The organism is Acidiphilium sp. 34-64-41, from assembly GCF_002282635.1.
GTDB classification, from domain to species: domain Bacteria; phylum Pseudomonadota; class Alphaproteobacteria; order Acetobacterales; family Acetobacteraceae; genus Acidiphilium; species Acidiphilium rubrum.
Genome location: NZ_NCJX01000010.1, coordinates 66,398 through 92,733 on the forward strand (window position 1 = coordinate 66,398; position 26,336 = coordinate 92,733).

Annotated in this window: 24 protein-coding genes and 1 pseudogene; 11 read left to right on the forward strand and 14 right to left on the reverse strand. The window is 65.3% G+C overall.

Features of this window, described 5'->3' with window-relative positions:
• Nucleotides 1–156: 156 nt before the first annotated feature.
• A complete protein-coding gene (locus B7X49_RS03105; RefSeq protein ID WP_286702548.1) occupies nucleotides 157–1,275 on the forward strand; it encodes an acyl-CoA dehydrogenase family protein in 1,119 nt (372 codons plus the stop codon).
• Here B7X49_RS03105 and era read toward each other — a convergent pair.
• The 3 genes from era to lepB are packed head-to-tail and all read right to left on the reverse strand — an operon-like array spanning nucleotide 1,272 to nucleotide 3,579.
• Nucleotides 1,272–2,159: a GTPase Era gene (gene era / locus B7X49_RS03110; RefSeq protein WP_286702547.1), complete on the reverse strand. Its 888-nt coding sequence runs from the start codon at nucleotides 2,157–2,159 to the stop codon at nucleotides 1,272–1,274. The genes B7X49_RS03105 and era overlap by 4 nt on opposite strands.
• Entirely contained in the window at nucleotides 2,156–2,824 is a 669-nt protein-coding gene (gene rnc / locus B7X49_RS03115; RefSeq protein WP_286702546.1) for a ribonuclease III, read from the reverse strand. Before rnc ends, era begins: the two co-directional genes overlap by 4 nt.
• Nucleotides 2,821–3,579, reverse strand: a complete 759-nt coding sequence (lepB, locus tag B7X49_RS03120; protein ID WP_029314227.1) for a signal peptidase I — start codon at nucleotides 3,577–3,579, stop codon at nucleotides 2,821–2,823. The genes rnc and lepB overlap by 4 nt, the downstream gene beginning before the upstream one ends.
• Before the next feature lie 117 nt (nucleotides 3,580–3,696).
• Between lepB and B7X49_RS03125 the strand changes: the two genes are divergently transcribed.
• A complete protein-coding gene (locus tag B7X49_RS03125) occupies nucleotides 3,697–4,968 on the forward strand; it encodes a D-alanyl-D-alanine carboxypeptidase family protein (protein ID WP_286702545.1) in 1,272 nt (423 codons plus the stop codon).
• Nucleotides 4,969–5,277: 309 nt separating this feature from the next.
• Here the strand turns inward: B7X49_RS03125 and B7X49_RS03130 are convergent, their stop codons facing one another.
• The 4 genes and pseudogenes from B7X49_RS03130 to B7X49_RS03145 form a co-directional block, all read right to left on the reverse strand.
• On the reverse strand, nucleotides 5,278–6,777 hold the full coding sequence (locus B7X49_RS03130; protein ID WP_286702544.1) for a HAMP domain-containing sensor histidine kinase: 1,500 nt from the start codon (nucleotides 6,775–6,777) through the stop codon (nucleotides 5,278–5,280).
• A 10-nt stretch (nucleotides 6,778–6,787) separates the two neighbouring features.
• Complete coding sequence (locus B7X49_RS03135) at nucleotides 6,788–7,471, reverse strand: response regulator transcription factor (RefSeq protein ID WP_029311557.1); 684 nt, start codon at nucleotides 7,469–7,471, stop codon at nucleotides 6,788–6,790.
• Nucleotides 7,471–8,514, reverse strand: a complete 1,044-nt coding sequence (locus B7X49_RS03140; protein WP_029311558.1) for a S1C family serine protease — start codon at nucleotides 8,512–8,514, stop codon at nucleotides 7,471–7,473. Before B7X49_RS03140 ends, B7X49_RS03135 begins: the two co-directional genes overlap by 1 nt.
• Before the next feature lie 135 nt (nucleotides 8,515–8,649).
• Nucleotides 8,650–9,093 (reverse strand): annotated as a pseudogene (locus B7X49_RS03145) (UDP-galactopyranose mutase); the annotation flags it as partial.
• A gap of 639 nt (nucleotides 9,094–9,732) precedes the next feature.
• On the opposite strand from B7X49_RS03145, the gene B7X49_RS03150 reads away from it, so the two are divergent.
• From B7X49_RS03150 to ptsP, 5 genes are all read left to right on the forward strand, one after another.
• Nucleotides 9,733–10,155 (forward strand): HPr kinase/phosphorylase, encoded by a 423-nt coding sequence (locus tag B7X49_RS03150; protein WP_286702543.1) that lies wholly within the window; start codon nucleotides 9,733–9,735, stop codon nucleotides 10,153–10,155.
• Nucleotides 10,152–11,159 carry an RNase adapter RapZ gene (gene rapZ / locus B7X49_RS03155; RefSeq protein WP_286702542.1) on the forward strand — a complete coding sequence of 336 codons (1,008 nt, stop codon included), beginning with the start codon at nucleotides 10,152–10,154 and terminating at the stop codon, nucleotides 11,157–11,159. Before B7X49_RS03150 ends, rapZ begins: the two co-directional genes overlap by 4 nt.
• Nucleotides 11,156–11,578, forward strand: a complete 423-nt coding sequence (locus B7X49_RS03160) for a PTS sugar transporter subunit IIA (RefSeq protein WP_029311562.1) — start codon at nucleotides 11,156–11,158, stop codon at nucleotides 11,576–11,578. Before rapZ ends, B7X49_RS03160 begins: the two co-directional genes overlap by 4 nt.
• Before the next feature lie 8 nt (nucleotides 11,579–11,586).
• The gene (locus B7X49_RS03165) at nucleotides 11,587–11,886 is read left to right on the forward strand and encodes an HPr family phosphocarrier protein (protein ID WP_029311563.1); all 300 of its coding nucleotides are present in this window, start codon (nucleotides 11,587–11,589) and stop codon (nucleotides 11,884–11,886) included.
• A gap of 96 nt (nucleotides 11,887–11,982) precedes the next feature.
• The gene (gene ptsP, locus B7X49_RS03170; protein ID WP_286702541.1) at nucleotides 11,983–13,770 is read left to right on the forward strand and encodes a phosphoenolpyruvate--protein phosphotransferase; all 1,788 of its coding nucleotides are present in this window, start codon (nucleotides 11,983–11,985) and stop codon (nucleotides 13,768–13,770) included.
• On the opposite strand, the gene B7X49_RS03175 is transcribed toward ptsP, so the two are convergent.
• The gene (locus B7X49_RS03175; protein ID WP_286702540.1) at nucleotides 13,767–15,137 is read right to left on the reverse strand and encodes a formimidoylglutamate deiminase; all 1,371 of its coding nucleotides are present in this window, start codon (nucleotides 15,135–15,137) and stop codon (nucleotides 13,767–13,769) included. The genes ptsP and B7X49_RS03175 overlap by 4 nt on opposite strands.
• A gap of 82 nt (nucleotides 15,138–15,219) precedes the next feature.
• On the opposite strand from B7X49_RS03175, the gene hutI reads away from it, so the two are divergent.
• From hutI to hutU, 4 genes are read left to right on the forward strand one after another with little or no spacing between them, the layout of a single operon-like run.
• Nucleotides 15,220–16,425 (forward strand): imidazolonepropionase, encoded by a 1,206-nt coding sequence (hutI, locus tag B7X49_RS03180; protein ID WP_286702539.1) that lies wholly within the window; start codon nucleotides 15,220–15,222, stop codon nucleotides 16,423–16,425.
• Entirely contained in the window at nucleotides 16,425–17,960 is a 1,536-nt protein-coding gene (hutH, locus tag B7X49_RS03185; RefSeq protein ID WP_286702629.1) for a histidine ammonia-lyase, read from the forward strand. Before hutI ends, hutH begins: the two co-directional genes overlap by 1 nt.
• Nucleotides 17,957–18,781: an N-formylglutamate deformylase gene (gene hutG, locus B7X49_RS03190; protein WP_286702538.1), complete on the forward strand. Its 825-nt coding sequence runs from the start codon at nucleotides 17,957–17,959 to the stop codon at nucleotides 18,779–18,781. The genes hutH and hutG overlap by 4 nt, the downstream gene beginning before the upstream one ends.
• Nucleotides 18,782–18,793: 12 nt before the next feature.
• Nucleotides 18,794–20,464: a urocanate hydratase gene (gene hutU, locus B7X49_RS03195; RefSeq protein ID WP_286702537.1), complete on the forward strand. Its 1,671-nt coding sequence runs from the start codon at nucleotides 18,794–18,796 to the stop codon at nucleotides 20,462–20,464.
• Here hutU and hutC read toward each other — a convergent pair.
• The 6 genes from hutC to cysS are packed head-to-tail and all read right to left on the reverse strand — an operon-like array spanning nucleotide 20,454 to nucleotide 26,294.
• Entirely contained in the window at nucleotides 20,454–21,203 is a 750-nt protein-coding gene (gene hutC / locus B7X49_RS03200; RefSeq protein ID WP_286702536.1) for a histidine utilization repressor, read from the reverse strand. The two genes, hutU and hutC, sit on opposite strands and share 11 nt — an antisense overlap.
• A gap of 19 nt (nucleotides 21,204–21,222) precedes the next feature.
• Entirely contained in the window at nucleotides 21,223–22,083 is an 861-nt protein-coding gene (locus B7X49_RS03205; protein WP_286702535.1) for a glycosyltransferase family 2 protein, read from the reverse strand.
• Nucleotides 22,080–23,483, reverse strand: a complete 1,404-nt coding sequence (locus tag B7X49_RS03210; protein ID WP_286702534.1) for an aspartate ammonia-lyase — start codon at nucleotides 23,481–23,483, stop codon at nucleotides 22,080–22,082. Before B7X49_RS03210 ends, B7X49_RS03205 begins: the two co-directional genes overlap by 4 nt.
• A 33-nt stretch (nucleotides 23,484–23,516) precedes the next feature.
• The gene (locus B7X49_RS03215) at nucleotides 23,517–24,143 is read right to left on the reverse strand and encodes a trans-aconitate 2-methyltransferase (protein ID WP_286702533.1); all 627 of its coding nucleotides are present in this window, start codon (nucleotides 24,141–24,143) and stop codon (nucleotides 23,517–23,519) included.
• Nucleotides 24,136–24,933, reverse strand: coding sequence for an RNA methyltransferase (locus B7X49_RS03220; RefSeq protein ID WP_286702532.1), 798 nt, complete (start codon nucleotides 24,931–24,933; stop codon nucleotides 24,136–24,138). Before B7X49_RS03220 ends, B7X49_RS03215 begins: the two co-directional genes overlap by 8 nt.
• Entirely contained in the window at nucleotides 24,930–26,294 is a 1,365-nt protein-coding gene (gene cysS, locus B7X49_RS03225; RefSeq protein ID WP_286702531.1) for a cysteine--tRNA ligase, read from the reverse strand. Before cysS ends, B7X49_RS03220 begins: the two co-directional genes overlap by 4 nt.
• Nucleotides 26,295–26,336 lie beyond the last annotated feature (42 nt).

A 26,336-nucleotide genomic window follows, 5' to 3' on the forward strand; every position in this document is an offset into this window, starting at 1 on the left:
AAGGGTTCTTTTTTGCAAAAAAGAACCAAAAAACTCTCTCTAGTTTGTTTGGGTGGCGCACGAACTGCGCCACCGACTGAGGCCCAGAGTCAAAAAGTTTTTTGCTTCTTTTTTCCAAAAAAGAAGTCTTTTCTTCGCTCCTAAGGAACCGCCGCCATGGACTTCGACTTCACCGACGAGCAACGCCTCCTCCGCGACAGCGTCAGCAAACTCTTCGCCAACCGCTACGCCGATTTCGAAAAGCGCAAGGCCTACGCTAAACAACCCGAAGGGTTCGACCGCGCGGTGTGGGCCGAATACGCCGAGGCCGGCTTGCTCGCCCTGCCGTTCGATGAAGCGCATGGCGGCTTCGGTGGCGGTCCGGTCGAAACCATGATCATCATGGAGGAAATCGGCAAAGCCGCCGCGCTGGAGCCCTATATGCCGAATGCGGTGTTCGCCGGCGCCATCCTGCGGCACGGCGCGAGCGATGCGGTGAAGGACGCGATCATCCCGCATCTCATCGCGGGGGAAGCGATGATCGCGGTTGCCCATACCGAACGCCATTCGCGCTACGACCTCAACGACGTCACCACCACCGCACGGCGCGACGGTGATGATTTCGTGATCGAGGGCGATAAAACCGTGGTGATCGGCGGCGATTCGGCCGATCACCTGATCGTCAGCGCGCGCATCTCAGGCGGCACGCGCGACCGCGACGGCATCGGCCTGTTCCTGATCGATGCGAAATCGGCGGGTGTCTCGCGCCGTGGCTACGCCATGCAGGACGCGCTGCACGGGGCGGAAATCTCGCTCGCCAATGTGCGCGTCCCCGCATCGCACCAGGTCGGCGATCTCGCCGTGCTCGAACGCGCGGCCGATGAAGCGATCGCCGCCATCTGCGCCGAAGCGGTCGGCGCGATGGACGCGCTGATCACCATGACGGTCGATTACATGAAAACCCGCAAACAGTTCGGCGTCGCGATTTCCGCCTTCCAGGCGCTGCAACACCGCGCGGTCGATATGTATGTCGCCCTCGAACAGGCGCGCAGCATGGCGATTTTCGCTGCAATGTCCGCCGCCGACAGCGATGCGAAAACCCGTGGCGAGGCCATGGCAATGGCGAAGTCCGCGGTCGGCAAGGCGGCCAAATTCGTCGGCCAGCAATCGGTTCAGCTGCACGGCGGCATCGGCGTTACCATGGAATACAAGGCCGGTCATCTATTCAAGCGCCTGACCATGATCGAGATGCAGTTCGGCGACGCCGACTACCATTTGCGGCGGCTGGCGGCCTAACCCTCCAGCCCGAGCGCCCGCAGCCGTGCCGATTCCTCATCCCAACCGGGCCGGTCCTTGACGTTGAGGAACAGATGCACCCGCCGCTCGAGCAGCCGCTCGAGCTGGCTGCGGGCCTTGCTACCGATCGATTTGATCTGCGCCCCGCCCTCACCCAGCATGATCTTCTTGTGGGCAACCCGCGCGACATAAACCGTCACCTCGATCCGCGCCGAGCCATCCGCCAAATCCTTGAAACTCTCGGTCTCGACCGAGGCGCCGTACGGAATTTCCTCGCGCAGCTGCATGAAAATCTGTTCGCGCACCAACTCGGCCGCCAGCATCCGGTCGGTCTGGTCGGTCATTTCATCCTCGGGGTACAGATGCGGCCCTTCCGGCATCGCATCACCCATCGCATCGAGCAACCGGTCGATCCCGTCGCGCTTGAGCGCGCTGACCATGAACACCTCGGCGAAACTGCCGGCCTTCGCCAGGGTGTCCGCCAGCGGCAGCAATTTCTCGCGCGGCAGCAGATCGATCTTGTTCAGGATCAGCCAGCGCCTCCGCCCGGTGCGTGCCAGCGCCTCGAGCGGCTCGGCCAGATCATCGGGCTTGGCACGAAACGCATCGACCAACATGCACGCCAGATCGGCGCCGGCGACCGAATCCCACGCCGCCGCCACCATCGCCCGATCGAGCCGGCGCTTGGGCGCAAACAGGCCGGGCGTGTCGATCAGCACGATTTGCGACTGCCCGCGCATCACGATGCCCGATACCCGAAACCGCGTGGTCTGGGCTTTCGGCGTCACGATCGACACTTTCGCCCCCACCGCCTGATTGAGCATCGTCGATTTACCGGCGTTGGGCCGGCCGAGCAGCGCGACATAGCCGCAGCGAGTGGTCATGATGTCAGCCGATCCAATAAAATGCGCGCAGCGATCTGTTCGGCCTCGCGCTTGGTGCCGCCCTCACCATCGGCAGACGTCGGCCCGATGGTCACCCGGATGTGAAACTTCGGCGCATGCGCCGGACCGGATCGACCGATCATATCATAAACCGGCAACACCGGACCACGCGCCAGGGCGAATTCCTGCAACGCGGTTTTCGGGTCCTTCGGCGGTGCGCCATCCTGCGCGTCGATCCGCGCCGCAAACGCCCGGCGAATAAAGCCGCGCGCCGGCTCCAACCCGCCATCGCTATAAAGCGCGCCGATCAGCGCTTCGAGCGCATCGGCCAGCACGGTGGACCTGTTGCGCACACCGCGCCGCGATTCCCCCGGCGATACCGCCAGCAGTTCGGCCAGCCCGATCGCCTCGGCAATCGAAGCCAGCGAAGGCCGCGAGACCAGATGCGCCAGCCGCGGCCCCAGCCCGCCTTCCCGCTCGTTCGGATAACGCTCGATCAGCCACTCCGCCACCAGCAGCCCGAGCACCCGATCACCGATGAATTCCAGCCGCTCGTTGGAGGCCATGCCACCTTGCCCCACCGCCGAACGATGCGTCAGAGCCTCGGCCAGCAGATGCTTGCGGGTGAATTCATGGCCGAGCAGCGCCTCGGCCTTCGTACTCATTTGATGACCGTGAACAGCCGGTCCCACCGCACATCCACCGGCCAGTACCAGAACTCCCACCACGGATGATCGAGCCGGATCGAGAACCAGATGATACGCGCCCGCCCCACGAAATTATCGAGCGGAATATAGCCGACCGCATCAAGAAACCGCGAATCCTCGCTGAAATCACGATTGTCGCCCATCATGAACAAATGATCCGGCGGCACATGATAGACCTGCGTATTATTGGCAAACCCCTGATCGGTCGCCTTGGCGATCAAATGGGTAACCCCGTCCGGCAATGTCTCGTGATAGAGCTTCACCGTGATCGGCACGCCCTGACCATCGTCGATCGGGGTTTCCACGTACGTGCCCGCCGGCGTGCGCGGCACCTGCTTGCCGTTCAGAATCAACTGCCCGTCCGTCACCTGCACCGTGCTGCCCGGCTCGCCAATGACGCGCTTGATGTAATCGATGCTGGGATCGCTCGGCAGCGCAAACACCGCAATCTGCCCCTGCTTGGGCAGCGAGCCGAATATCCGCCCCTTGAAATCGGGCTCGCCAAACGGAAACGACCAGCGCGAATAGCCGTAGTTATACTTGGTCACCAGCACGAAATCGCCCGGCAACAGCGTCGGCGTCAGACTGCCGGAGGGGATGAAGAACGGTTCGAACAGAAAGGAGCGGATCACCACCGCGATCACGACGACATAGATCAGCGTGACGATCCATTCCTTGACCACGCTGCCGGTAGTTTGAGCCTGTTGCGCCATGTTCGATCAGTTCCTGTTCAACCGCCGCTTCAACCGTGCGGGGGCGGGGAAGTCAAGGAAGCGGCCCGCCGTCCCTCAATTGTAGGACAGTGCCACCCCAACCGCCTGGACCATGACATGACGCGCCACACCGCATCGCCGCTCAGCACCATCGCCCTCGTCGCCCTCACGCTGCCCGCCTTCACGCTGCCCCCCTTCACACTGCCTGCCGGAGCCGCCGTGGTGCATCACCACGGCAAACCAGCACAGCACAAGGCCAAGGCCGCCGCAGTGCCTGCCGTTCCGGCCGGGCCGCCACCCACCGCCCCGCTCGCCGTCCCCGGCATGGCAGCACCGCCCGTGCTCGCCGATCAGGCGGCCTATGTGCTGATGGATGCCAAAACCGGCGCCATCCTCGCCGAAAAAGCCTCCGGCATCGAATGGCCGCCCGCCAGCCTGACCAAGCTGATGACCGCCTATGTCACCTACCAGGCGATCGCCCACGGCACGCTCAAAATGGACCAGACCGTGCCGGTCAGCGATACCGCCTGGCACACCGGTGGCTCGCGCATGTTCATCTCGCCGGGCATGACCGTCACGGTCGATCAACTGCTGCACGGCCTGATCATCGATTCCGGTAACGACGCGGCGGTCGCCCTCGCCCAGGCGGTCGCCGGCAACCGTGCCGCCTTCGTCGGGCTGATGAACCACCAGGCCAAGCTGCTTCACCTCACCGGCACCCACTACGTCAACGTCGATGGCCTGCCCGACCCCGCGCTCCGCACCACCGCCATGGATGTCGCAACCCTGTCGCGCGCCATCGTCACGCAATTCCCGCAATATCTGAAAATCTCGGTGAAAAAGCACTTCACCTTCAACAAGATCACCCAGCCGAGTTGGAACCCGGTGCTGTTTCACGATGCCACGGTCGATGGTCTGAAAACCGGCCGCACCAACGAAGCCGGCCACTGCATCGACGCCACGGCCGTGCGCAACGGCACCAGGCTGATCGCCGTCGTGCTCGGCGGCCCCAACTGGACCGCCAGCACCCACGATATCGAGGCCCTGCTCGACTACGGCTACCAATTCTATACCGATGCCACGATCGCCAAAGCCGGCACCACAATCGGCACCATGCCGGCGCCCGGCTACCAGACCACCACAGTGCCCGTCGCCGCCGCGCATGACGTGGTCATGACCATCCCGACCCAGGCGGCAAAATCACTGAAAACCACGGTGACCTACGACGCCCCACCCGCAGCCGGCGTCAAACCCGGCACAATCGTGGGCACAATCACCATCAGCGCCGACGGCAAAACCCTCGCCACCGTACCCGCCGTGGCAACCACCGCCGACCAACCAGCCGGCTTTATGACCCGCATGATGCGCAGCATCAAAGGCGCACTCTGACCACCCGCGCCGGAGTGAACCGCTGGTGGGTTGGGTGCCTGCAGCAAGCAAGGCCAGGGGCTCTGCCCCTTGGCCCCCGTTAAAGGCGGAGCCTTTAAAATCCATTAGTTTTAGGCAAGGGGAGGGCGACCCAGGCCAGATCAACTGAAAGTCCGAGGCAGCGCCCTCCCCTTGCCTAAAACTAGCGGGTTCTAAGGGATCGAGGCGACCGTGGCCGAAGGCCGCGTAAGCGCCGAGATGCCCTTAGTGGGGGTCGAGGCGGCGAACCGCCCGGCCTTGCTTGCTTCAAGCACCCCGCCCCCAAACGGTTCACTCCGGCGCGGGTGGTGCGATTTCGGCTTTGCGCATGGTTTGGGCCCATAGTTTGATGCGCAGGGTGGCTTCCGGGTTGAGGGCGCGGCGCGGCAGCACGAGGACGGCACGCAGACCCGGGCGGTTGTCATCCAGCCTGAGGACGCCGCCGTGCAGATGTGCGATGGCGGCGACCAGCGCGAGGCCGAGGCCGGTGCCGGGGGTCGAGCGGGCTTGTTCCCCGCGGTAGAACCGTTCGGTCGCGCGCGGGCGGTCGGCTTCGGGGATGCCCGGTCCTTGGTCGGCGATGTGAATTTCGATCTGCTGGGCGTCCATGCGCGCCGAAATCGAGACGTGATGATCCGGTGGGGAGAATTTGATCGCATTTTCGAGCAGGTTGGCGATCGCCTGCTGGATCATGTCGCGATCGCCGACCATCGGCAGGTCCGGCGGCCAGGCGGTATCGATCGTGATGTGGCGCTCTTCGGCCACCGCGTCGAAAAACTCGGCCAGGTCTTCGAGCACCGGGGTGAGGTTGATGTTGGCGAAGGCGGAGCGGCGGGCGCCGGCCTCGATTTCGGCGATGCGCAGCAACGCCTGGAACACTTTGACCACACCATCGAGCTCGCTGGTCGCGCGATCGACCGCGCCGCGCAGTTCATCCTCGGTTCGGGCGTGGGAAGCGGCGTCTTCCAGCCGGGCGCGGGCGCGGGTGATCGGCGTGCGCAGATCATGCGCGATCGAGTTGGAGACTTCGCGCACGCCATCCATCAGGCGGGTGATGCGGTCGAGCATGTCGTTGATGGTTTCGGCCAGCTCGTCGAATTCGTCACCGTGGCCGGAGCGGCGCACGCGCTGCGTCAGGTCGCCGCGGGCGATCGCGCGGGACGTGGCGGAAATATCGGCGAGCGAGCGTTTGAACAGGCCGCGGATCACCAGCGCGCCGAGCGCACCCAGCAGCAGCATGGCGGCGAGCGCCCAGATCAGCCCATCGCGCAGCACCCGGCGCAGTTGCGAGCGCGTGCTGACATCGCGCCCGACCAGCAATTGAAAGCCGCCGGGCAGTTCGTAATAGCGCATCAGCGCGTGCGAGCGTTTACCGGCGCGCTCCACCGGCACCTGATACCACGCGTTGGGGGTGGCAATGCCGGTCGGCCAGCGGCTCATGTTGCCGGCGACGCGATTACCGAGCGGATCGACCAGAAGATAGATCGCGTTTTCGTTGATATCCTCGTTGATCCGGCTGTCGAGCGTCAGCACCAGCGCGGGCAGGCCGCCGGTCTTGAAATGCGCCGCGAGCCCGCGCGCATCGCCGCGGATGGCTTCATGGGTCTGCCGGTCGAGCAGGCCGATCGTGGAATAGCGCAGCGAGGCGGCGAGCAGCACGGTCGAAACACCGAACACCAGCGCATACAGCACCGCGAACCGCACACCCGCCGAGCGCAGCAGCCGCCGGCGTTTCGGCGGTCTGGCGCCGGCGGGTTTCGCTTCGGTGGCGATAGGCGTGAAGGCGCTCACACGGCGGGCCTCAGGGCTCCTCGACCCGCAGCATGTACCCAGCATTGCGGACGGTATGGAGCAGCGGGGCGTCGAACGGCTTGTCGATCTTCTGGCGCAGGCGCGAGATATGCACGTCGATCACATTGGTCTGCGGGTCGAAATGGTAATCCCACACGCCTTCGAGCAGCATGGTGCGGGTGACCACCTGGCCGGCATGGCGCATCAGATATTCCAGCAGCCGGAATTCGCGCGGCTGCAGATCGACCTTCTGTCCCGCGCGCTTCACGCCGCGCGACAGCAGGTCCATTTCCAGATCACCGACGTTGAGCCGCGTGGTCGGCCCCTCGCCCTTGCCGCGGCGCGACATCGCCTCGACCCGCGCGAGCAATTCGGCGAAGGCGAAAGGCTTGGTCAGATAGTCATCGCCGCCGGCCTTCAGCCCCTTGACCCGGTCATCGACCTGACCGAGTGCCGAGAGAAACATCACCGGTGTTGCGTTGTCCTGCGCGCGCAGCGTTTCCAGCAGGCGCAACCCATCGATGCCGCCGGGCAGCATCCGATCGAGAATGATCGCGTCGAAATTCTCCGATGCCGCCATGAACAGCCCGTCGCGCCCGTTATCGGCGTGTTCGACGGTGTGACCAGCCTCGCGCAGACCCTTGACCACGAACCCGGCCACGTCCTTGTCGTCTTCCACAATAAGTATACGCATCAGTCACTCCCCAATTCCGCCGGCCTTCGGCCGACCGTTACTGAAAGGTCGAACAGTCGACCGTCCCGATCCATCCGCAAATGTTCCACCGTTCCCGGCGGCACCGAGGCGATGGCGCGGATCAGCGCGCTCGCATCGTTGACCGGCAGATGGTTAATCGCGATCACAATGTCACCGGGCTGTAATCCGGCCGCACCGGCCGGCCCCGACGAATCCACCCGGGTCAGCCGCACGCCGGGCTGACCGGTCGGCAGATCGCTGACCGACACACCCAGCCAGCCGCGCGGGATGCTGCCGTGGGCGATCAGCGCATCGACGATGCGGCGCGCCATGTTCGACGGAATGGCGAACCCGATGCCGACCGACCCGCCGGAAGGCGAGACGATGGCGGTGTTCACGCCGATCACATGCCCCGTCATGTCGAACGAGGGGCCGCCCGAATTGCCCGGGTTGATCGGCGCATCGAGTTGCAGGAAATGATCGAACGGACCATCGCCGATCTGGCGGCCGCGCGCCGAGATGATGCCCGCGGTGAACGATGTACCGAGGTCGAACGGGTTGCCGGCCGCGAGAATCCAGTCCCCGACCTGCATATGCGCCGAATTGCCCCAGGCGATGCGCGGCAGGGCTCGGCCCGCCTCGACCTTGATGATTGCCAGATCGGTCAGCTGATCCGCCCCGATCACCCGCGCCCGCAGGCGCTGGCCATCATCGAGCGTGACGATGATGCGCTGCGCATCGCCCACCACGTGGTTATTCGTGACGATGATGCCCGAGGCGGAGACGATGAAACCCGAACCCGCAGCCCTGCTGACCGCGGTGGCCCCGGCGTAGTCCTGCCGTTGCGGCCGCGTCTGCGACAGGACGGGCGGTGCGGGTCTTGCCTGTCCGTTGAACTGGGTGACAGCGACGCCGACCACGGTGGGCGCGACCTGGCGCACCAGCGGCGCGAAGCTCGAGGGCATTGCCGCCACGCCATGCGGCCGCAGCGCCCAGGGCGCGACGGCAAGACCTGCGATAATCGCGCGGCGGTGAGCCGGCATACACGAATCCTATGGTTGGGCCGGTTCAAGACATGACAGTGAGCATCACCCCACGCAAGATTCCACCAGCGGGCGTTTCGTGAGCGTTACGGCGACGTTACGAGCTTGGCATGTTCGCGTCACGCCCCGGTTCGATCAGGCGCGCGCGGCGATCCAGCGGCGGGCGGAGGCCAGCGATTGGTTGATCACCTGATCCATGTCCAGATACTGATACGTGCCGCACCGGCCGATAAATGCCATTTCCGATGAGCTTTCATCGGCGATTGCCTTGTATTTGTTGTATATCGCCTGAAACCGGTTGTCGGCGGTCTTGACCGGGTAGTAGCGCTCGCGGTTGTTGTCGCGGTAATCGCACGGCTCCTCGGCGGTAATCGTGCGCCGGCCGGTTTCCTGCACAATATGGTGGGGCAGGCAGTCCCAGCGCGTCTCGCGGGTCAGCGCGCCCGAGTCGGTGTAATTGGTCACGCTCCAATCCTGCGCCGGTGCGTCGGTGATCGTGCGGGTATGGAAGCGGATCGAGCGGTATGGCAACTCGCCTGCGCTGAAATCGAAATAGGCATCGATCGGCATGGCGTTGAAACAGTAGGACTGATCGGCCCGCGTCGCGGTCGAACGCGGTCTCGAGTGCGACGGTGATCAGGGCGAGATCGAACAACCGCTGAAACACCGCCTTATAGCTGTCGCGCGGCATCATCTGGATCTGGTCGTCCACGAAATACGTATCGGCCCGGTCACGGCCGATGTGGGCATACAGATATTCCGCGGCGCTTGCCGGTTCGGCGATCGGCAGCGGCGCCATGATGCCGGATGGCGGCAGAACCTGCACCTTGTGCGTGTAATCGACGAACGTGCCGGACTGGCGCAACCAATCGGCGATCGGCTTGTTTTTGGTGTGGAACGGATGCGGGCCATAGGCATGCACGGCACTGAAAACCCGGCCCCCGCGGTCAGAACCGGGTTGGTGGTCGTCGCACTGGCCCTCTTGGCCTCGGGCGCAGTTTCTACGGCAAATTCCACACCCTGTAGGCAAGAGTTGGGAGTCATTCCGAAGCATGACGAGGATTTGCGGATGAATGCAATCTGGCGTTGAAGAGCGGCGCAGGCGTTTATCCGACGGCGTGTTTCATGGCAATATCTTACAAAATCATAAAGATTTGGAATTAACTGTGCCACCTCCCCCTTTTGTTTCTGCCTGAAACTTGCCACAATCAAGATACGATGGCTGTTCACGGTTCCTGTGCTGCGTTTGGCGATGATGCAATTCTGCTGCTCGGTTCGCCGGGATCTGGCAAATCGGATCTGTTGTTGCAGCTGATCGATCGTGGATTTTCGCTGGTCGGCGACGATCAACTCGTGATCGAAAACGGGCGGGTACGCGCCGCTGTACCGCTAAGCGGCCTGTTCGAGGTGCGTGGTGTCGGTATTTTCCTCGTGCCCTTCCGGGTGAGCGCGCATCTGCGCCTGATCGTCACCCTCGGGGTCGAGGCAAACAGACTTCCCGCGCCGGCGATCGACCCCGCCTTCGGCGTTGGCACAATCACGATCAATCCGCGCGCCGCGAGTGCCGCCGTGAAAATCGCCTGGGCGCTCGATGCGATCTGCGGCCGAAAAACCCAGTATTGCGGTGCATTCGCGGCATGAGTGCGCCTAATCCCAGGCTGGTCGTGGTCAGCGGCCTCTCCGGCGCGGGCAAGAATTCGGTGCTCCGAGCACTCGAAGACCTTGGCTACGAAGCAGTCGATAATCCGCCGTTGCGCCTGGTCGAAACGCTGATCGGGGCTGCAAAACCCCTCGCCGTCGGGCTCGATGCGCGCAATCGGGATTTCTCGGCCGGCGATATCATCGAAACCCTGGCCCGCCTGCGGCAATCGCACATCGTGCAACCCGAGCTGATCTTCGCGATCGCCTCGGACGAGGTGCTGCAACGCCGCTTCACCGAGACCAGGCGGCGGCATCCGCTGGCACTGCAAGGCACGGTGAGCGAGGGAATCGCGACCGAACAAGCACTGACCCGCCCGCTGCGCGACGCGGCGGATTGGGTGGTCGATACGTCCGACCTGCCGCTGGCGGCGCTGCGCCAGATGATCGAGAGGCGGTTCGGCACCGATAACCCGGGCCTCGCGATCACGCTGGTCTCCTTCGCCTTCCCCGCCGGCATCCCGCGCGAGGCCGATATCGTCCTCGATGCGCGTTTCCTGCGCAACCCCCATTACATACCCGACCTGCGTCCGCAGACCGGGCTCGACCAACCGGTTCGTGCCTATATTGAAACCGACCCCGACTATGCCGAGTTCATCGAACGCGTCGCTGGTCTCGTTACCTTCCTGCTGCCGCGCTTTGTGCGCGAAGGCAAAAAATACGCAATGATTGCGATCGGCTGCACCGGCGGACGGCACCGTTCGGTAGCCTCGATCGAGGCATTGGGTGGCATCCTGCGGTCGCAGAACTGGGTGGTCCAGATGGACCACACCGCCATCCGGTCCGAGATCGGCGGACGTGACTTGGATTCCAACCTGACTGCGCCCAGCGCTGACCATCCCGCCGAACCGGCGGCATCGGTTCAGCGTACAGCGTCAAACCTGCCCTCGGCGCCCGGAAGATCGGGCGAAGTTCGGAGATATTTTATGAGCGGAGCGTCGAAATGATCGGCCTCGTTTTGGTCAGCCACGGCAACCTCGGCGTCGCGCTGCGCGATGCGATGGAGCATGTGGTGGGGCCGCAGCGCAATGTCGCAACCGTTTCGGTCGAAGCGGATGCCGATATCGAAACCCAGCGAATCGAAATCGCCGCCAAGGTGGCCGAAGTCGACACCGGCGACGGCGTGGTGGTCCTGACCGACATGTTCGGCGGCACGCCGTGCAATCTGTCGATGTCGATGCTCGATCGCTCCCATGTCGAGGTGATCGCGGGGGTCAACCTGCCGATGCTGGTCAAACTCGCTAAAATCCGCGGCACCCATACTCTGACCGATGCGGTCCATATCGCCGAGGCGGCGGGGCGCAAATACATCGCCTGCGGTTCGGAAGTGGTGCACACGATCTCGCCGCGCCGCGCCTGCGGCTGAGCCTCATCATGTCCGAAGACGGCGGCCCTTCGTCCACACGCCTGGTGCAGACCGCGACCATCCGCAATACGCGCGGCCTGCACGCGCGGGCGGCGGCCAAGCTGGTGACGCTCGCCGAAAAATTCAGCGCCTCGGTCGAGATTTCGCGCGATGGCCAGTCGGTCTCGGCGCAATCGATCATGGGGCTGATGATGCTGGGGGCCGGCCAGGGCTCGGTGATTGAAATCGCCGCCGATGGCTGGGATGCCAAGGAAGCCTTGGCCGCCGTGGCCGGGCTGATCGACGCGGGGTTTTACGAGACCGGCTGATCGCGCGCGTCTGCCCATCAAACCGGCGATTGCATCTTTATTTGGCAATCGTCTCGCGCGTCTGTAGTGTTACACAATGAACGCCATCGAGTCGCCATGAAGCCGGCCGGCCCGCGCGGCCGCCGCCAGACGCGGTTGGCCGGCACACCGATCGTGCCGGGCATCGGCATCGGCGCGGTCACCTTCGCCGATGAGCCGGCGCTCGCGATCACGCGCCAGAAAATCGCCGCCACCGACATCGCCGCCGAACTACACCAGTTCGAAGCGGCGGCAGCGCAGTCGCGCAAGCAGCTCAACCGGTTGAACGAACGCCTCGCCGGGCTGCCGGACGCGGCACAGGCCGAAATCGCGCCGCTGCTCGACGCGCATATCCATATGCTCGGCAATTCGCGGCTGATGCGCGCGATTCGCACCGCGATTGCCGAACGCCTAGTCTCGGCGGCGACCGCGGTGATCGACATCACCGAGGATCAGGCCCAGGCGGTGCGCAATGGGCCGCGCCATGGCGACGATGGCGCCGCCGCGCGTCAGGCCGATGAGATCAGCGACATCGGCCGGCGCCTGTTGCGCAATCTGACCCGCCTGCCGTTCCGCAGCTTCGCCGATCTGCCGCAGGGCAGCGTGCTGGTGGTCGAACGGCTGCGCCCGGCCGATGCCGCGCTGATCAACCCGGCGCAGTTCGCCGGCATCGCGACTGAAGAAGGTTCGGCCGAGGATCATACCGCCGTCATGCTGCGCGCGATCGGCGTGCCCGCCGTGCTGGGCATCGCCGGTCTGCTCGCCGCCGTGCGCCAGGATGCCATGGTCGTGCTCGATGGCGAGGCCGGTACGCTAATCGTCAACCCGAGTCCGGTCAGCCTCGATGAGGCGGCGCGCTTGCGCGCGGTGTTTGCCCGTGGCCAGCGCAGCCTTGGACGGCTGCGGCGGCTCGCCTCGGAAACGCTCGATCATGTGCCGATCGAGCTGCAGGCCAATCTGGAACTGCCGTTCGAGCTGCCGATGGTCGCGCAATCGGGTGCCACCGGCATCGGGCTGATGCGCAGCGAGTTCCTGTTCATGAACCAGGACATCCTGCCCGATGAAGACCGCCAGTTCGCCACCTATCGCGAGGCGGTGCTGGCGATGGACGGCGACCCGGTGACGATCCGCCTGCTCGACTGGGGCGGCGACAAGCAATCGGATGGGCCGGGCGCCGAGCTGATCCCCAACACCCACGAGACCAACCCGGCGCTTGGGCTGCGCGGCGTGCGGCTGCTGCTGCAACACAAGACGCTACTGGAAACCCAGCTGGCGGCATTGCTGCGCGCCGCCGCGTTCGGCCCGGTGCGGATCATGATCCCGATGGTCTGCTGCCTGACCGAGCTGATCGCGGTGCGCCAGGCGATGCGGCTGGTGTGGCGCCGGCTGGAGGCAGCACAGATCCGGCTGCCGGCCGAACCGCCGCCGCTGGGGGTGATGATCGAAACACCGGCGGCGGCACTGAACGCGGCCACGCTGGCGCGCGAAGCGGCGTTTTTCGCGATCGGCACCAATGATCTGACGATGTACACGCTCGCCGTCGATCGTGCGGTGGCCGGCACGGTCGCACTGTATGATCCGCTCGATCCCGCCGTGCTGAAGCTAATCGGCATGACGATCGCGGCGGCGCGGCAGGCCGATATTCCGGTCTCGCTGTGCGGCGAACTGGCCAGCCGCACCGGCGCGGTGCCGCTGCTGATCGGCCTCGGGCTGCGGCAGTTTTCGATGCACGGCGGTGCCGTGCTCCGGATCAAGCGGGCGGTCCGCGCAACCGACAGCCGTACCTGCGCCGATCTGGCCGCGGCCGCGCTGGCCGCAACCGGCGCGGCCGCGGTGCACGCGCTGATCGACGGCGCGGCGGCTTAACCGGCCAGCGCGTCGATCAAGCGGCGCAGCACCGCGCGGAACCGCGCCGCGACCGGCGCATGTTCATCATGCCGCCCGCCCGACACCACCAATCGCCCGCCGGCATAGACCCGATCGATCAGCCGCGTGCCTCCGACGAACACGAAGTGATCGAGCCAGCGGGCCGGCGGCAGCGCCGCCAGGTCGGTGCCGGCGTGGTCGAGCACCACGATATCGGCGCGGTTGCCGACCGCGAGCGCGCCGATCGGCTGGCCCATCGCCTGTGCGCCGCCCTGCCAGGCGCCGCGCAGCAGAACCTCACCGGCCGAACCATGCGGGCTGAGCACCACCCGGCGCTGGTCGCGCAGGCGCTGCGAGGTATCGAGCTGGCGCAGTTCCTCGGCGGCATCGATCCGGATCAGTGAATCACTGCCGATGCCGAACCGCCCGCCCGCTTGCAAAAACGCAGGGCCGGCGAAAATCCCATCGCCCAGATCGGCCTCGGTCAGCGGGCACAGCCCGGCGACCGCGCCGCTGGCGGCGAGCCGCGCGGTCTCGGACGCGGTCAGATGCGTCGCATGGATCAGGCACCAGCGCTGGTCGACCCCGGCATGATCGAGCAGCCAGGCGACCGGCGGCGCACCGAGGGAGGCGAGGCAATCATCCACCTCGATCATCTGTTCGGCGGCGTGGATGTGCACCGGGCCGGTCGGAAATAGCCCACCGATCGCGGCGACATCCGCGGGCCTTGCCGCGCGCAGTGAATGCGGCGCGACGCCGAGCACGGCGTCCGGCATCGCGGCGCGCAGTAAGTCAGCGGTTTCGTCGTGCAGGCGCAGAAACGCATCGCGATCGTTGATGAAGCGGCGCTGGCCCGGCTCGGCCGCGCGGCCGATGCCGCCGGCGCTGTACAGGCAAGGCAGCATGGTCAGGCCGATACCGCTCGCCTGGGCGGCGGCGATCACCCGCCCCGCCAGCTCGGCGCGCGCGGCGTAGGGTGTGCCGGTGGGGTCGTGATGGACGTAGTGGAACTCACCGACCGTGGTGAAACCGGCCTGCAACATCTCGACATAGGCCATCGTGTTGACCGCCTCGATCTCATCGGGGTCGAGCGTGTTGACCACCTGATACATCACGTGCCGCCACGACCAGAAATCCTCGCCCGGCCGGTTGCCGCGTTCGGCGAGCCCGGCCATCGCGCGCTGAAACCCGTGGCTGTGCAGATTGGCGAGGCCCGGCATCGCGATACCGGGCACGATGTCGCAACCGCCCTGCCCTGCCCCGGCGGTGATGCCGGTGATGATGCCGGCATGATCGATCGTCAGGACGACATCCCGCTGCCAGCCATCCGCCAGCCAGGCCCAGGCGAACCACAAACTCCGCGCCATCGTTTTGCTCCACAATCAGGCTTGAACCGAAATCAGAACCGGTTGTATATACAACTCGTTCGACCTTGTCAGGAGCAAAGTTTTGCACTGCGACCGCCTCTGGACCCACGTCCATATCGCGACCTGCCCGACCGACGCAGAGGGGCTGGGCATCATTCACGACGGCGCGATCGCGGCGAAGGACGGGCGGATCGTCTGGTGCGGGACGCGCGCGGCGATGGGCGATATCACCGCGGCGGAAACCATCGATTGCGGCGGGCGCTGGATGACGCCGGGGTTGATCGACTGCCATACCCATCTGATCTTCGCGGGTGACCGCTCCGATGAATTCACCCGCCGCCTCGCGGGCGAATCCTATGCCGATATTGCGCGCGCGGGTGGCGGCATTGTCGCCAGCATGCGCGCGACCCGTGCGGCCGACCCGGCGGCGCTGTATGACGCGGCATCGCACCGCCTTGCGGCCTGGGAGGCGGAGGGTGTCACCACGATCGAGATCAAATCCGGCTATGGTCTCGATGTCGACACCGAACTCGCCGTGCTGCGCACCGCGCGCGCGCTGGGTGCCGCCGGGCGGATGCGGGTGGCGGCGACCTATCTCGGCGCGCACGCCATGCCGCCGGATCGGGCGCGGGCGGAGTATCTCGATCTGGTGTGCGATCACATGATCCCGCTGATCGCGCTTGAGGATTTGGCCGATGCGGTCGACGGATTCTGCGAAACCATCGCCTTCACGCCCGCGGAGATCGAGCGGGTGTTCACCGCCGCCAAGGCCCATGGGTTGGCGGTGAAACTGCACGCCGATCAACTCACCGAAGGCGGTGGCGCGGCGCTGGCGGCGCGCTACGGCGCGATTTCGGCGGATCATCTGGAATACGCCTCGGAATCGGGGATCGCGGCGATGGCGGCGCGCGGCATCGTCGCGGTGGTGCTGCCGGGCGCGTATTACGTGCTGCGCGAACCCACGGCGCCGCCGGTTGCCGCGATGCGCCGCGCAGGATGCGCGATCGCGGTGGGGACCGATTGCAACCCGGGCACGTCGCCGATCATGTCGCTGCGCCTGTCCGCCCATATGGCCTGCGTGCTGTTCGGCCTGACCTTCGATGAGGCGTGGCGCGGCATCACCATCAACGCGGCCAGGGCGCTGGGGATGGCCAGCGAGACCGGTTCGATCGTTGAAGGCAAATCCTGCGATCTTGCGATCTGGTCGGTCGACTCCCTGGCGGAGGTGCTGGCCTGGATCGGCCCGGCGCCGCTGTACCGGCGCATTCTGAAAGGCAATGATCGATGATGGTTCTGACGCCGGGCGCGATGCGCTATGCGGATTGGCGCGCGCTGTATGATGGGGCGGATTTCACGCTCGATCCCGCGTGCCGCGCGGGTGTCGCTGCGAGTGCCGCGGTGGTCGCGGCCATCGTCGATAAGGATGATGCGGTGTATGGCATCAACACCGGCTTTGGCTTGCTCGCCTCGACGCGGATCGACCGCGCCGATCTCGCGACCTTGCAGCGCAATCTGGTGCTCTCGCATGCCGCCGGCGTGGGCGATCCGTTGCCGGCGAAACTGGTGCGGCTGATCCTGATTTTGAAAATCGCGAGCCTGGCGCAAGGGGCTTCGGGCATCAGACCCGAGACGCTCGATGCGCTGATGGCGCTGGTGGCGCATGACATCATGCCGATCATTCCAGCACAGGGGTCGGTCGGCGCATCGGGCGATCTTGCACCGCTCGCGCATCTCGCCTGTGGATTGTTAGGGATCGGTGATGCGCTGGTGGCGGGTGTGCGCAAGCCGGCGGCCCAGGCGCTCAGCGAGGCCGGGCTGGCGCCGGTCACGCTCGGACCCAAGGAAGGTCTCGCGCTGCTCAACGGCACGCAGGTCTCGACCGCGATCGCCCTGGTCGCCTTGTTCGAGGCGGATGATCTGTGCCGCGCGGCGCTGATCACCGGTGCGCTGAGCACCGATGCGGCGCGCGGTTCGGATGCGCCGTTCGATGAGCGGATTCATAAGTTACGTGGCCACGCCGGGCAGATTGCGGTGGCGCGCGCCCTGCGCAGCCTGATGGCGGCGAGCCCCATCCGGGACTCGCACCGCACCGGCGATCCGCGCGTGCAGGACCCGTATTGCCTGCGCTGCCAGCCGCAGGTGATGGGGGCGGTGTTCGACCTGCTCGTGCAGGTGCGGCGGACCTTGAGCATCGAGGCCAATGGCGTTTCGGACAATCCACTGGTGTTCGCGGGTACGAACGAGGTGATTTCGGGCGGCAATTTCCACGCCGAACCGGTGGCGTTCGCGGCCGATTTGTTAGCGCTCGCGATCGCCGAGGCGGGCTCGATCGCGGAGCGGCGGATCGCGATGCTGGTCGATCCCGCGCATTCGGGCCTGCCGGCGTTTCTGACCCGCAAGCCCGGGTTGAATTCGGGCTATATGATCGCGCATGTCACGGCGGCGGCGCTGGTTTCGGAAAATCGGATGCTGGCCCATCCTGCCAGCGTCGATTCGATTCCGACCTCGGCCAATCAGGAGGATCATGTCTCGATGGCGACGCACGGTGCGCTGCGCAGCCTGCGGATGGCGGGCAATCTGGCCTCGGTGCTCGGCATCGAATATCTGGTCGCCTGTCAGGCACTCGATTGCCTGGCACCGTTGCGGACGAACGAAATGCTGGGACGCGCGCATGGCTTGCTGCGCGCGGCGGTGCCCGAACTCGGCGATGATCGGTTGCTGGCACCTGACATCGCCGCGGCGCGCGCGCTGGTGGTGAGCAATGAACTCGCCCGCAGTGTCGCTTGTGACGAACTGCCCGTTCTGGAGCGCGATTTCGCATGAGCGATCCTGCATTTCTGGCGATCCGCCCCGGCAATTCACGCCTGATTCTCAGCATTCCCCATGCCGGCATCGAGCTTCCGGCGGCACTGGCGGATCGCTACGTCTCGCGCTGGCAGGCGCAGGCGGATGCCGATTGGTGGTTGCCGCAGCTTTACGATTTTGCCGAAGATCTCGATATCACCATCATCCGTACGGCAATCTCGCGCAGCGTGATCGATGTCAATCGCGATCCGAGCGGTGTGTCGCTCTATCCCGGCATGGCGACCACCGGCCTGTGCCCGACCGAGGATTTCGATGGGCGGCCGCTATACCATCCGGGCACGTCACCCGGCGATGATGAGATCGCCGAACGGTTGGCCGGCTATTTCGCACCGTATCATGCGGCCTTGCGTGACGCGATCGCGCGGGTGCGCGCCCTGCACGACAATATCGTGGTATTCGATGCCCATTCGATCCGGTCGGTGATCCCGCGCCTGTTCGAAGGCGTGTTGCCGGTGTGCAATCTGGGCACGAACGACGGCGCCTCGGCATCGCCCGCTCTGTTGGCGGTGCTGGCCGCACGCTGTGGCGCGAGCGGGTTCAGCCACATCACCAACGGGCGGTTCAAGGGCGGCTATATCACGCGCCATTACGGCAATCCGGCCGGTGGTGTTCATGCCGTGCAACTTGAACTCGCGTGCCGTGGTTATATCGACGAGCCGGATGGCGCGATTGCGCCCGATAATTGGCCGACAGCCTATGATGCCGCGCGTGCCGCGCCGATGCGCGCGCTGTTGCGCGAGCTGTTCGACGCCTGCCTTCATCACGATTTATCATCCTAACGGAGTGCGACCATGCAGACCCGCCTTGATAACGCACGTGTCATTCGCGCGCCGCACGGCACCACGCTGAGCGCGAAATCCTGGCTGACCGAGGCGCCGCTGCGCATGCTGATGAATAATCTGGACCCCGATGTTGCGGAGCGGCCGGAGGAGTTGATCGTCTACGGCGGCATCGGCCGTGCCGCGCGCGACTGGGAGAGCTATGACCGGATTCTGGCGTCGCTGCGCAACCTGGAATCCAACCAGACGCTGCTGGTGCAATCGGGCAAACCTGTTGGCGTGTTCACCACCCATGCCGATGCACCGCGCGTGCTGATCGCCAATTCCAACCTGGTGCCGCAATGGGCGAATTGGGAGCATTTCAACGAGCTCGATCGCAAGGGGTTGATGATGTACGGCCAGATGACGGCCGGATCATGGATCTATATCGGCTCGCAGGGCATCGTGCAGGGCACGTATGAAACATTCGTCGAAGCCGGGCGGCAGCATTACAGCGGCGATCTGACCGGGCGGTGGATACTAACAGGCGGGCTCGGCGGCATGGGCGGCGCGCAGCCCTTGGCGGCGACCATGGCGGGCGCTTCGATGCTGGCGGTGGAATGCTCGGCCTCGCGCATCGATATGCGGTTGCGCACCCGCTACCTCGATGCGCAGGCCCGCACGCTCGATGAGGCGATGGCGATGCTCGATCATGCACGCGCGAGCGGCAAGCCCATCTCGATCGGGCTGCTCGGCAATGCCGCCGAGATTTTCCCTGAAATTCTCGCGCGCGGCATTCGCCCGGACATGGTGACCGACCAGACCTCCGCGCATGATCCGATTAACGGTTATCTGCCCGCCGGCTGGAGCCTTGCAGAGTGGGAGGATCGGCGCGTCAGCGATCCCGCCGGCGTGACGGCGGCGGCAAAACGCTCGATGGCGGATCAGGTGCGCGCGATGCTCGGCTTCTGGCGCCTGGGGATTCCGGTGCTCGACTACGGCAACAACATCCGCGCGATGGCGAAAGATGTCGGTGTGGCCGATGCGTTCGACTTTCCGGGTTTCGTGCCGGCCTATATCCGCCCGCTGTTCTGCCGCGGCATCGGCCCGTTCCGCTGGGCGGCGCTGTCGGGCAATCCTGAGGATATCTACCGCACCGATGCCAAGGTGAAGGAGCTGATCCCCGATAATCCGCATCTGCATCACTGGCTCGATCTGGCGCGCGAGCGCATCGCGTTCCAGGGCCTGCCTGCCAGAATCTGCTGGGTGGGGCTGGGGGATCGGCATCGGCTGGGTCTGGCGTTCAACGAGATGGTCGCCTCCGGCGAGCTTTCAGCACCGGTGGTGATCGGGCGGGATCATCTGGATTCCGGCTCGGTCGCGAGCCCCAACCGCGAGACCGAGGCGATGCGCGATGGATCGGATGCAGTCTCGGACTGGCCTTTGTTGAACGCGCTGCTCAACTGCGCCTCCGGTGCCACCTGGGTTTCGCTGCATCATGGCGGCGGCGTCGGCATGGGGTATTCGCAGCACGCCGGCATGGTGATCGTGGCGGATGGCACCGAGGCGGCGGCCCAGCGGATCGCGCGCGTGTTATGGAACGACCCGGCCACCGGCGTGATGCGACATGCCGATGCCGGCTACGACAGCGCGATCGATTGCGCGCGCAGCCACGGGCTCGATCTGCCGTTTCTCACCCGCTAGGCAGCGTGCTCGACTGGCTGCCGAGGCTGTAGCGCGAGCCTGGATGGATGAATTCGCTCTGCGTCGCCGGAATGCCGTTGCTCCAGGTCCGGCGCAGCAGCACGAGGCAGGCGGGGTCATCGCCCGGGCCGAGTTCGAGCAGGCGGCGGATCGGCGCGGACGGGGTCATCGCGTAGGCGGTGTGCTCGACTTCGGTGGCGGGGCCTAGGCTTAACAGGTATCGCGCCGTGGTCTGCGCGGTGAAATCGGCTTCGAGATACCCCGGTGCGAAGCGCGGCGAAACGAAGCGGTCTTCGAGTTGGACCGGCACATCATCCTCGAAATGCAGGACGGTGGAGTGAAAGATTTTCGAGCCCGGGCGCAGCTGAAACCCGAGCGCCTGGGGCGGCAGGGCGCGTACCGCTTCGAGCGCGATCAGCGCCATGTGATGGCGATGGCCGCGCGCGGTGATGTCTTCCGCGATATCGTGGATTCGCAAAAACTCCTGGCGTGGCCTGCGTTCCATCGCGAAGGTGCCGACGCCCTGCACGCGCGAGACGATGCCTTCGGCGGATAATTCGCGCAGCGCGCGATGCACCGTCATGCGCGAGACGCCGAAGGCGGCGGTGAGTTCATGTTCGGAGGGCAGCCTGCCATCGGTGCCCCAGGTGCCGGCGGCGACGCGCGCCGCGATATCGCGCTTCACCCGCAGATAGAGCGGCAGTCGCGGTTCGGCGGCGGGGTCGTCATCATCGGTCATTGCGGTTTGATAGCATTATTCAAAAGATCGTCGAGAACCGGTCGGCGGTGCGCCAGAGTTCTGGACTGTGGATGCTCAGATCGATGCGGTAGTCCTGCGTCTCGCGGCCGGCGCGACTTTCGATCACCCGGTCGAGATGCGCGCGCAGCGGGGCGGATTGGCGCTCGGCCGTGATGTCGCTCAGCCGGTCGGGACTGGCGAACCCATGCAGCATCGCGAGCCAGCGCTCATCGGTGAGGCGCTGGTGGCTCGCCTGATCGGGGTGCGACCAGGGCTGGCTGCGCGAGCGGTGCAGGCGCTGCAAGCCGATGTCGCGATCGACGTAACGCAGATGGAACAAATACAGATCATCGAACACCGTATCGGCTTTCATGCAGTGAAAACCGGGCGACCAGCCGAGCGGGCCGCGGGTGAAATTGGGCTTGCAGAGCGCGCTGTTGAACCAGACGTGCCGGCGCTGTGCGAGGATCGGTTGCGAGGGGTCGAGCGGGGCTTCGCGGTCCGGGATGTGCTGGAGTTCGAGGCCGATCATCGAAATCAGTTCGGATTCGCAACGCGCAGCATAATCGGCGAGCGAGGCGTAGGCGGCCGGGTCGGCGACCACGAATTCATCGAGATCGACATGCAGCACATAGCGATAGCGTGTGAGCAGTTCGGCGCACATTGTCTTGATGACACGCAGATGGTGGTAATCGTCCTGCGGCGAGCGGATCAGCCGGATGACATTGGCGGCACCGAGCGCGCGGGCCGAACCATCATCGGTGCCGTGATCGAGCAGATAGCAATTCGCAAGCCCGACCTGGCGGCCGTAATGGCCGAGCCAGAGCGGCAGATAGGCGGGCTCGTTGTAGAATTTCGTGACGATTGCAAGCGGTTTCACGGCAGCGCGCCCTGGCTGCGCAGCACTTCACCCACCAGTGATTTCGCATCCAGAATGGTATCGAGATCGGCACCGGGCATCGCCTCGCCGGCGAGATCGCGGATGGTGCGGCCGCTGGCGAGCGCCATTTTCGCCAGCGCCGAGGCGCGCTCGTAGCCGATGAACGGCACCAAAGCGGTGACTGTCGCGGTGCTGGCTTCGAGATGCTTCATGCAATTCGCCTCGTTCGCCTGAATGCCATCGACGCAGAGGGTTGCGAACACTTCAACCGAATTGCGGATCAGTTTCATGCTGTTCAGCGTGTTGTGCGCGATCAGCGGTTCGAACGCGTTCAGTTGCAGCTGACCGGCTTCCGCCGCCATGGTGATCGCAAGATCATGCCCGATCACCTGAAAGCAGACGATGCTGATCATTTCAGGAATGACCGGATTGACCTTGCCGGGCATGATCGAGGAGCCGGGTTGCAGGGCGGGCAGGCTGATTTCGCCGAAGCCGCCGCGCGGGCCCGAGGAGAGCAGGCGCAGGTCATGCGCGATCTTCGACAGTTTGGTGGCGATGCGCTTGAGCACGGCGGAAAACATGATGAAGCCGCCCATGTCCCAGCTTGCTTCCAGCAAATTCGACGATTGGGTGAATTCGATGCCGCTGATGCGCGAGAGGGATTCGATCGCGAAGGGGCCGTAGGCGGGATCGGCGTTGATGCGGGTGCCGATGGCGGTGCCGCCGAGGTTGATTTCGGTGAGCAGTTTGGCGACTTCATCGAGCCGCTGGATATCCTCGCGGATCGTGCTGGCGAAGGCGCCGAATTCCTGGCCCAAGGTCATCGGCACGGCATCCTGCATTTCGGTGCGGCCGAGTTTGACGATATTGGCGAATTCGCCTGATTTGCGCTCGAACGATGTCGCCAGCTGATCGAGCCGCTGGCTCAGCGCGTCCTTGCCGAGCAGCACCGCAAGCCGCACCGCGGTCGGGTAGGTGTCGTTGGTCGATTGCGACATGTTCAGATGATCGTTGGGATGCACGCGGTAATCGCCGCGCGCGCCACCGAGCAATTCCGAGGCGCGGTTGGCCAGCACTTCGTTCATGTTCATGTTGGTCGAGGTGCCGGCGCCGCCCTGGATGACATCGACCGGGAATTGATCGTGCAAGCCTCCCTCGATGATTTCGTTCGCGGCGGTGGCGATCGCTTCGGCGATCACGGGGTCGAGCTTGCCGAGCCGTGCGTTGGCGCGCGAGGCGGCGAGCTTGACCATGGCGAGCGCGACGATCAGGTGGCGGTGCTGGCCGATCGTGAGATCCGAGATCGGGAAATTGCGCAGGGCGCGCGCGGTGGACGCGCCCCAATATGCCTCGTCCGGAACTTCGATGGTGCCGAGACTGTCATGATCGTTGCGGTTCATGGCGTTTCCCTTGTGGTGATTGTCGTGGTGCGGTCAATCCGAAGCGTGACGCTGTAATCGCACATAGGTGAACACCTGCGAAACCCCTGAAGGCGTCACATGGGTGTGGATCATGTGGTCGCGCATCGCAAAGGCAGGTGCGAACCGGGCGGCCAGATCATCGGCCCCGTAGCGCTGCACGGCGAGGCCGCTGCATCGCTCAGGGCCTGTGGGGGCGAAGGTCGCGAGGATGAGAAACCCGTGCGGGCGCACCGATTCTGTCGCAAGTCCGATGTAGCGGTCGCGCTCGTGCGGGTCGGTCAGGAAATGGAACACCGCCCGGTCGTGCCAGAGGTCGAAACGCTCGCCGGGAACCCAGCTCGTGATATCGGCGCAGACAAAGTCGATCCGCCCGGCCGCCGTGCCGAACGCGGCTTGCGCGGCATCGAGCGCTGCCTGCGACAGATCGACCACGGTGACCGCGCCGAAGCCGCGTTCGAGCAGCGCCGGGGCGAGGTGCGCGGTGCCACCACCGACATCAACCGCGGAGGCACGCGGCTTGAGGCTGCACGCATCGATCATGGCGAGCGAGGCGGCGGGCGATGCCTCGTACCAGCTCAGACGATCGGGTTGGGTGCGGCGGTAGGCGGCGTCCCAATGGTCGCTGCGGGGTTCAGCCATGTTCGGGTGCTCCCTGATCGCGCGGGCCGGGACGGCCGTGGGCAAGCTCGGTGATGATGCCGTGCAGGGTGCGCAATTCCTGCTCGGTCACTTCGCCGCGCTGGAAGAAATGGCGGATGTTGCGCACCATGCCGGGGCGTTTCGGCGCGTTGCGCAGAAAGCCCGAGGCGTCGCATTCGGCGATCAGGTGGGTGAGGAAGTTTTCGAGTTCGCCTTTGGTCGCGACATGGGTTTTATGGGTGATCATGTCGCGCGCGGGTGTTGCGTCGCGCGCCATCCACCATTCATGCGCCATCACCATCACCGCCTGGGCGAGGTTGAGGGACATGAAATCCGGGTTGAGCGGGTAGCGGATCAGGCTGTCGGCATGGGCGATGTCGTCATTGTCGAGCCCGGCGCGTTCGGGGCCGAACAGCAGGCCCATGCGCAGGCCGCGATTGCCAATCTCGCGCAGTTCGGCGGCGGCACCGCGCGCGGTGAGGAGGGGTTTGACGATGTGGCGCGGCCGCGGGCAGGTCGCGAAGACGCGGTGCAGATCGGCCACCGCATCGGCCACGGTTTCGTGCACGGTGGCGGATTCGAGAATCCGATAGGCACCGGAGGCGGTGCGCATCGCGCGGTCCTGCGGCCAGCCGTCGCGCGGGGCGACCAGGCGCAAATGGAACAGCCCGCCATTGCCCATGGCGCGGGCGACCGAGCCGATGTTTTCGGCAAGCTGCGGGCGGATCAGGATGACGACCGGCGACGGATCGATCGGGCGGAGGTCGGCACCCTCGTCGCGCGCGGTCATGCGCGGCGCCAGGTGGTGCCGCCAGCGCTGTCTTCGAGGATGATGTTGCGTGCGGCGAGTTCGGCGCGGATTTCATCGGCGCGGGCGAAGTTTTTCGCGCGGCGGGCGGCGATGCGCTCGGCGATCAACTGGTCGATCGTCGCGGCGGTTCGATCGGTGTCCGCACCGGCCGGTGCCTGGAACCAGGCGGTGGGGCTGACGTTGAACAGGCCGAGCAGGGCGCCGGTTGCCTGCATTTTCGAGGCGGCCAGCGGATCGCCGCCCAGAGCGGCATCGGCCAGGCCGTGCAGTGCCGCGATTGCGCCCGGCGTGTTCAGGTCATCGGCCAGGCGGTCCAGCACGACGGGGGGGATTTCGGTGGTGGCCGGTGCGTTGGGGTGTTTTTGCAAAGCGCGGTAGAAGCGATCAAGTTCGCGTTTCGCGTCATCGAGCCCGGCCCAGGTGAAATCGAGCGTGCTGCGGTAATGGGTTTTCAGTAGCAGGAACCGCACGGCCTCACCCGGCGCGTGGGCCAGGGCCTGTTCGAGCGTGATGAAATTGCCGAGCGATTTCGACATTTTCTCGCCGTTGACCAGCAACATGCGGTTATGCATCCAGTAATTGGCGAAACCCGAACCGGGGAACGCGCAGGTCGATTGCGCGATTTCGTTTTCGTGGTGCGGAAAGATCAGATCATCGCCGCCGCCGTGGATGTCGAAATTCTCGCCGAGATGCTTCCAGATCATCGCGGAGCATTCGATGTGCCAGCCCGGCCGGCCGCGGCCCCAGGGGCTGTCCCAGCCCGGGAGATCGCCGCTCGATGGTTTCCACAGCACGAAATCACCGGGATCGCGCTTGTAGGCGGCGACATCGACCCGCGCGCCGGCGAGCAATTCCTCGGGGTTGCGGCCGGAGAACGCGCCATAGGCGGGGTCGGAGGCGACGGCGAACAGCACGTGGCCTTCGGCTTCGTAGGCGTGGTTGTTCGCGATCAGGCGGGTGATCAGGGCAATGATATCGTCGATATGGGTGGTGACCAGCGGTTCGATATCGGGCGGTGCGGCGAACAGCGCCGCCATGTCGCGGTGGTACCATGCGGTGGTGCGCGCGGTGAGTGCCGCGATCGACTCGCCGGCTTCATGGGCGCGGGCGTTGATCTTGTCTTCGACGTCCGTGATGTTGCGAACATAAGTGACGCGCGGATACAGGTGGCGCAGCAGGCGCACCAATACATCGAACACCACGACCGGGCGGGCGTTGCCGATATGGGCGTGGTCGTACACGGTCGGGCCGCAGACGTAGAGTTTCACATGGCCGGGATCGATCGGGGTGAAGACCTCGCGATGTCTTGATTTGGTGTTGTGCAGCCTGATTTCGGTCATCTCTCGCATTTCCGCCGCAGGACAGGGGATGTCAACCGGATT

Coding starts and splice junctions, on each gene's coding strand:
- B7X49_RS03140 (WP_029311558.1), bottom strand. CDS start 8,514: ATGCCGGCTCACCGCCGCGCGATTATCGCAGGTCTTGCCGTCGCGCCC.
- B7X49_RS03150 (WP_286702543.1), top strand. CDS start 9,733: ATGGCTGTTCACGGTTCCTGTGCTGCGTTTGGCGATGATGCAATTCTG.
- B7X49_RS03210 (WP_286702534.1), bottom strand. CDS start 23,483: ATGAACCGCAACGATCATGACAGTCTCGGCACCATCGAAGTTCCGGAC.
- rapZ (WP_286702542.1), top strand. CDS start 10,152: ATGAGTGCGCCTAATCCCAGGCTGGTCGTGGTCAGCGGCCTCTCCGGC.
- B7X49_RS03175 (WP_286702540.1), bottom strand. CDS start 15,137: ATGGCGCGGAGTTTGTGGTTCGCCTGGGCCTGGCTGGCGGATGGCTGG.
- B7X49_RS03135 (WP_029311557.1), bottom strand. CDS start 7,471: ATGCGTATACTTATTGTGGAAGACGACAAGGACGTGGCCGGGTTCGTG.
- B7X49_RS03215 (WP_286702533.1), bottom strand. CDS start 24,143: ATGGCTGAACCCCGCAGCGACCATTGGGACGCCGCCTACCGCCGCACC.
- hutU (WP_286702537.1), top strand. CDS start 18,794: ATGCAGACCCGCCTTGATAACGCACGTGTCATTCGCGCGCCGCACGGC.
- hutH (WP_286702629.1), top strand. CDS start 16,425: ATGGTTCTGACGCCGGGCGCGATGCGCTATGCGGATTGGCGCGCGCTG.
- B7X49_RS03165 (WP_029311563.1), top strand. CDS start 11,587: ATGTCCGAAGACGGCGGCCCTTCGTCCACACGCCTGGTGCAGACCGCG.
- hutC (WP_286702536.1), bottom strand. CDS start 21,203: ATGACCGATGATGACGACCCCGCCGCCGAACCGCGACTGCCGCTCTAT.
- B7X49_RS03220 (WP_286702532.1), bottom strand. CDS start 24,933: ATGACCGCGCGCGACGAGGGTGCCGACCTCCGCCCGATCGATCCGTCG.
- hutG (WP_286702538.1), top strand. CDS start 17,957: ATGAGCGATCCTGCATTTCTGGCGATCCGCCCCGGCAATTCACGCCTG.
- lepB (WP_029314227.1), bottom strand. CDS start 3,579: ATGGCGCAACAGGCTCAAACTACCGGCAGCGTGGTCAAGGAATGGATC.
- ptsP (WP_286702541.1), top strand. CDS start 11,983: ATGAAGCCGGCCGGCCCGCGCGGCCGCCGCCAGACGCGGTTGGCCGGC.
- B7X49_RS03125 (WP_286702545.1), top strand. CDS start 3,697: ATGACGCGCCACACCGCATCGCCGCTCAGCACCATCGCCCTCGTCGCC.
- rnc (WP_286702546.1), bottom strand. CDS start 2,824: ATGAGTACGAAGGCCGAGGCGCTGCTCGGCCATGAATTCACCCGCAAG.
- era (WP_286702547.1), bottom strand. CDS start 2,159: ATGACCACTCGCTGCGGCTATGTCGCGCTGCTCGGCCGGCCCAACGCC.
- B7X49_RS03105 (WP_286702548.1), top strand. CDS start 157: ATGGACTTCGACTTCACCGACGAGCAACGCCTCCTCCGCGACAGCGTC.
- B7X49_RS03160 (WP_029311562.1), top strand. CDS start 11,156: ATGATCGGCCTCGTTTTGGTCAGCCACGGCAACCTCGGCGTCGCGCTG.
- cysS (WP_286702531.1), bottom strand. CDS start 26,294: ATGACCGAAATCAGGCTGCACAACACCAAATCAAGACATCGCGAGGTC.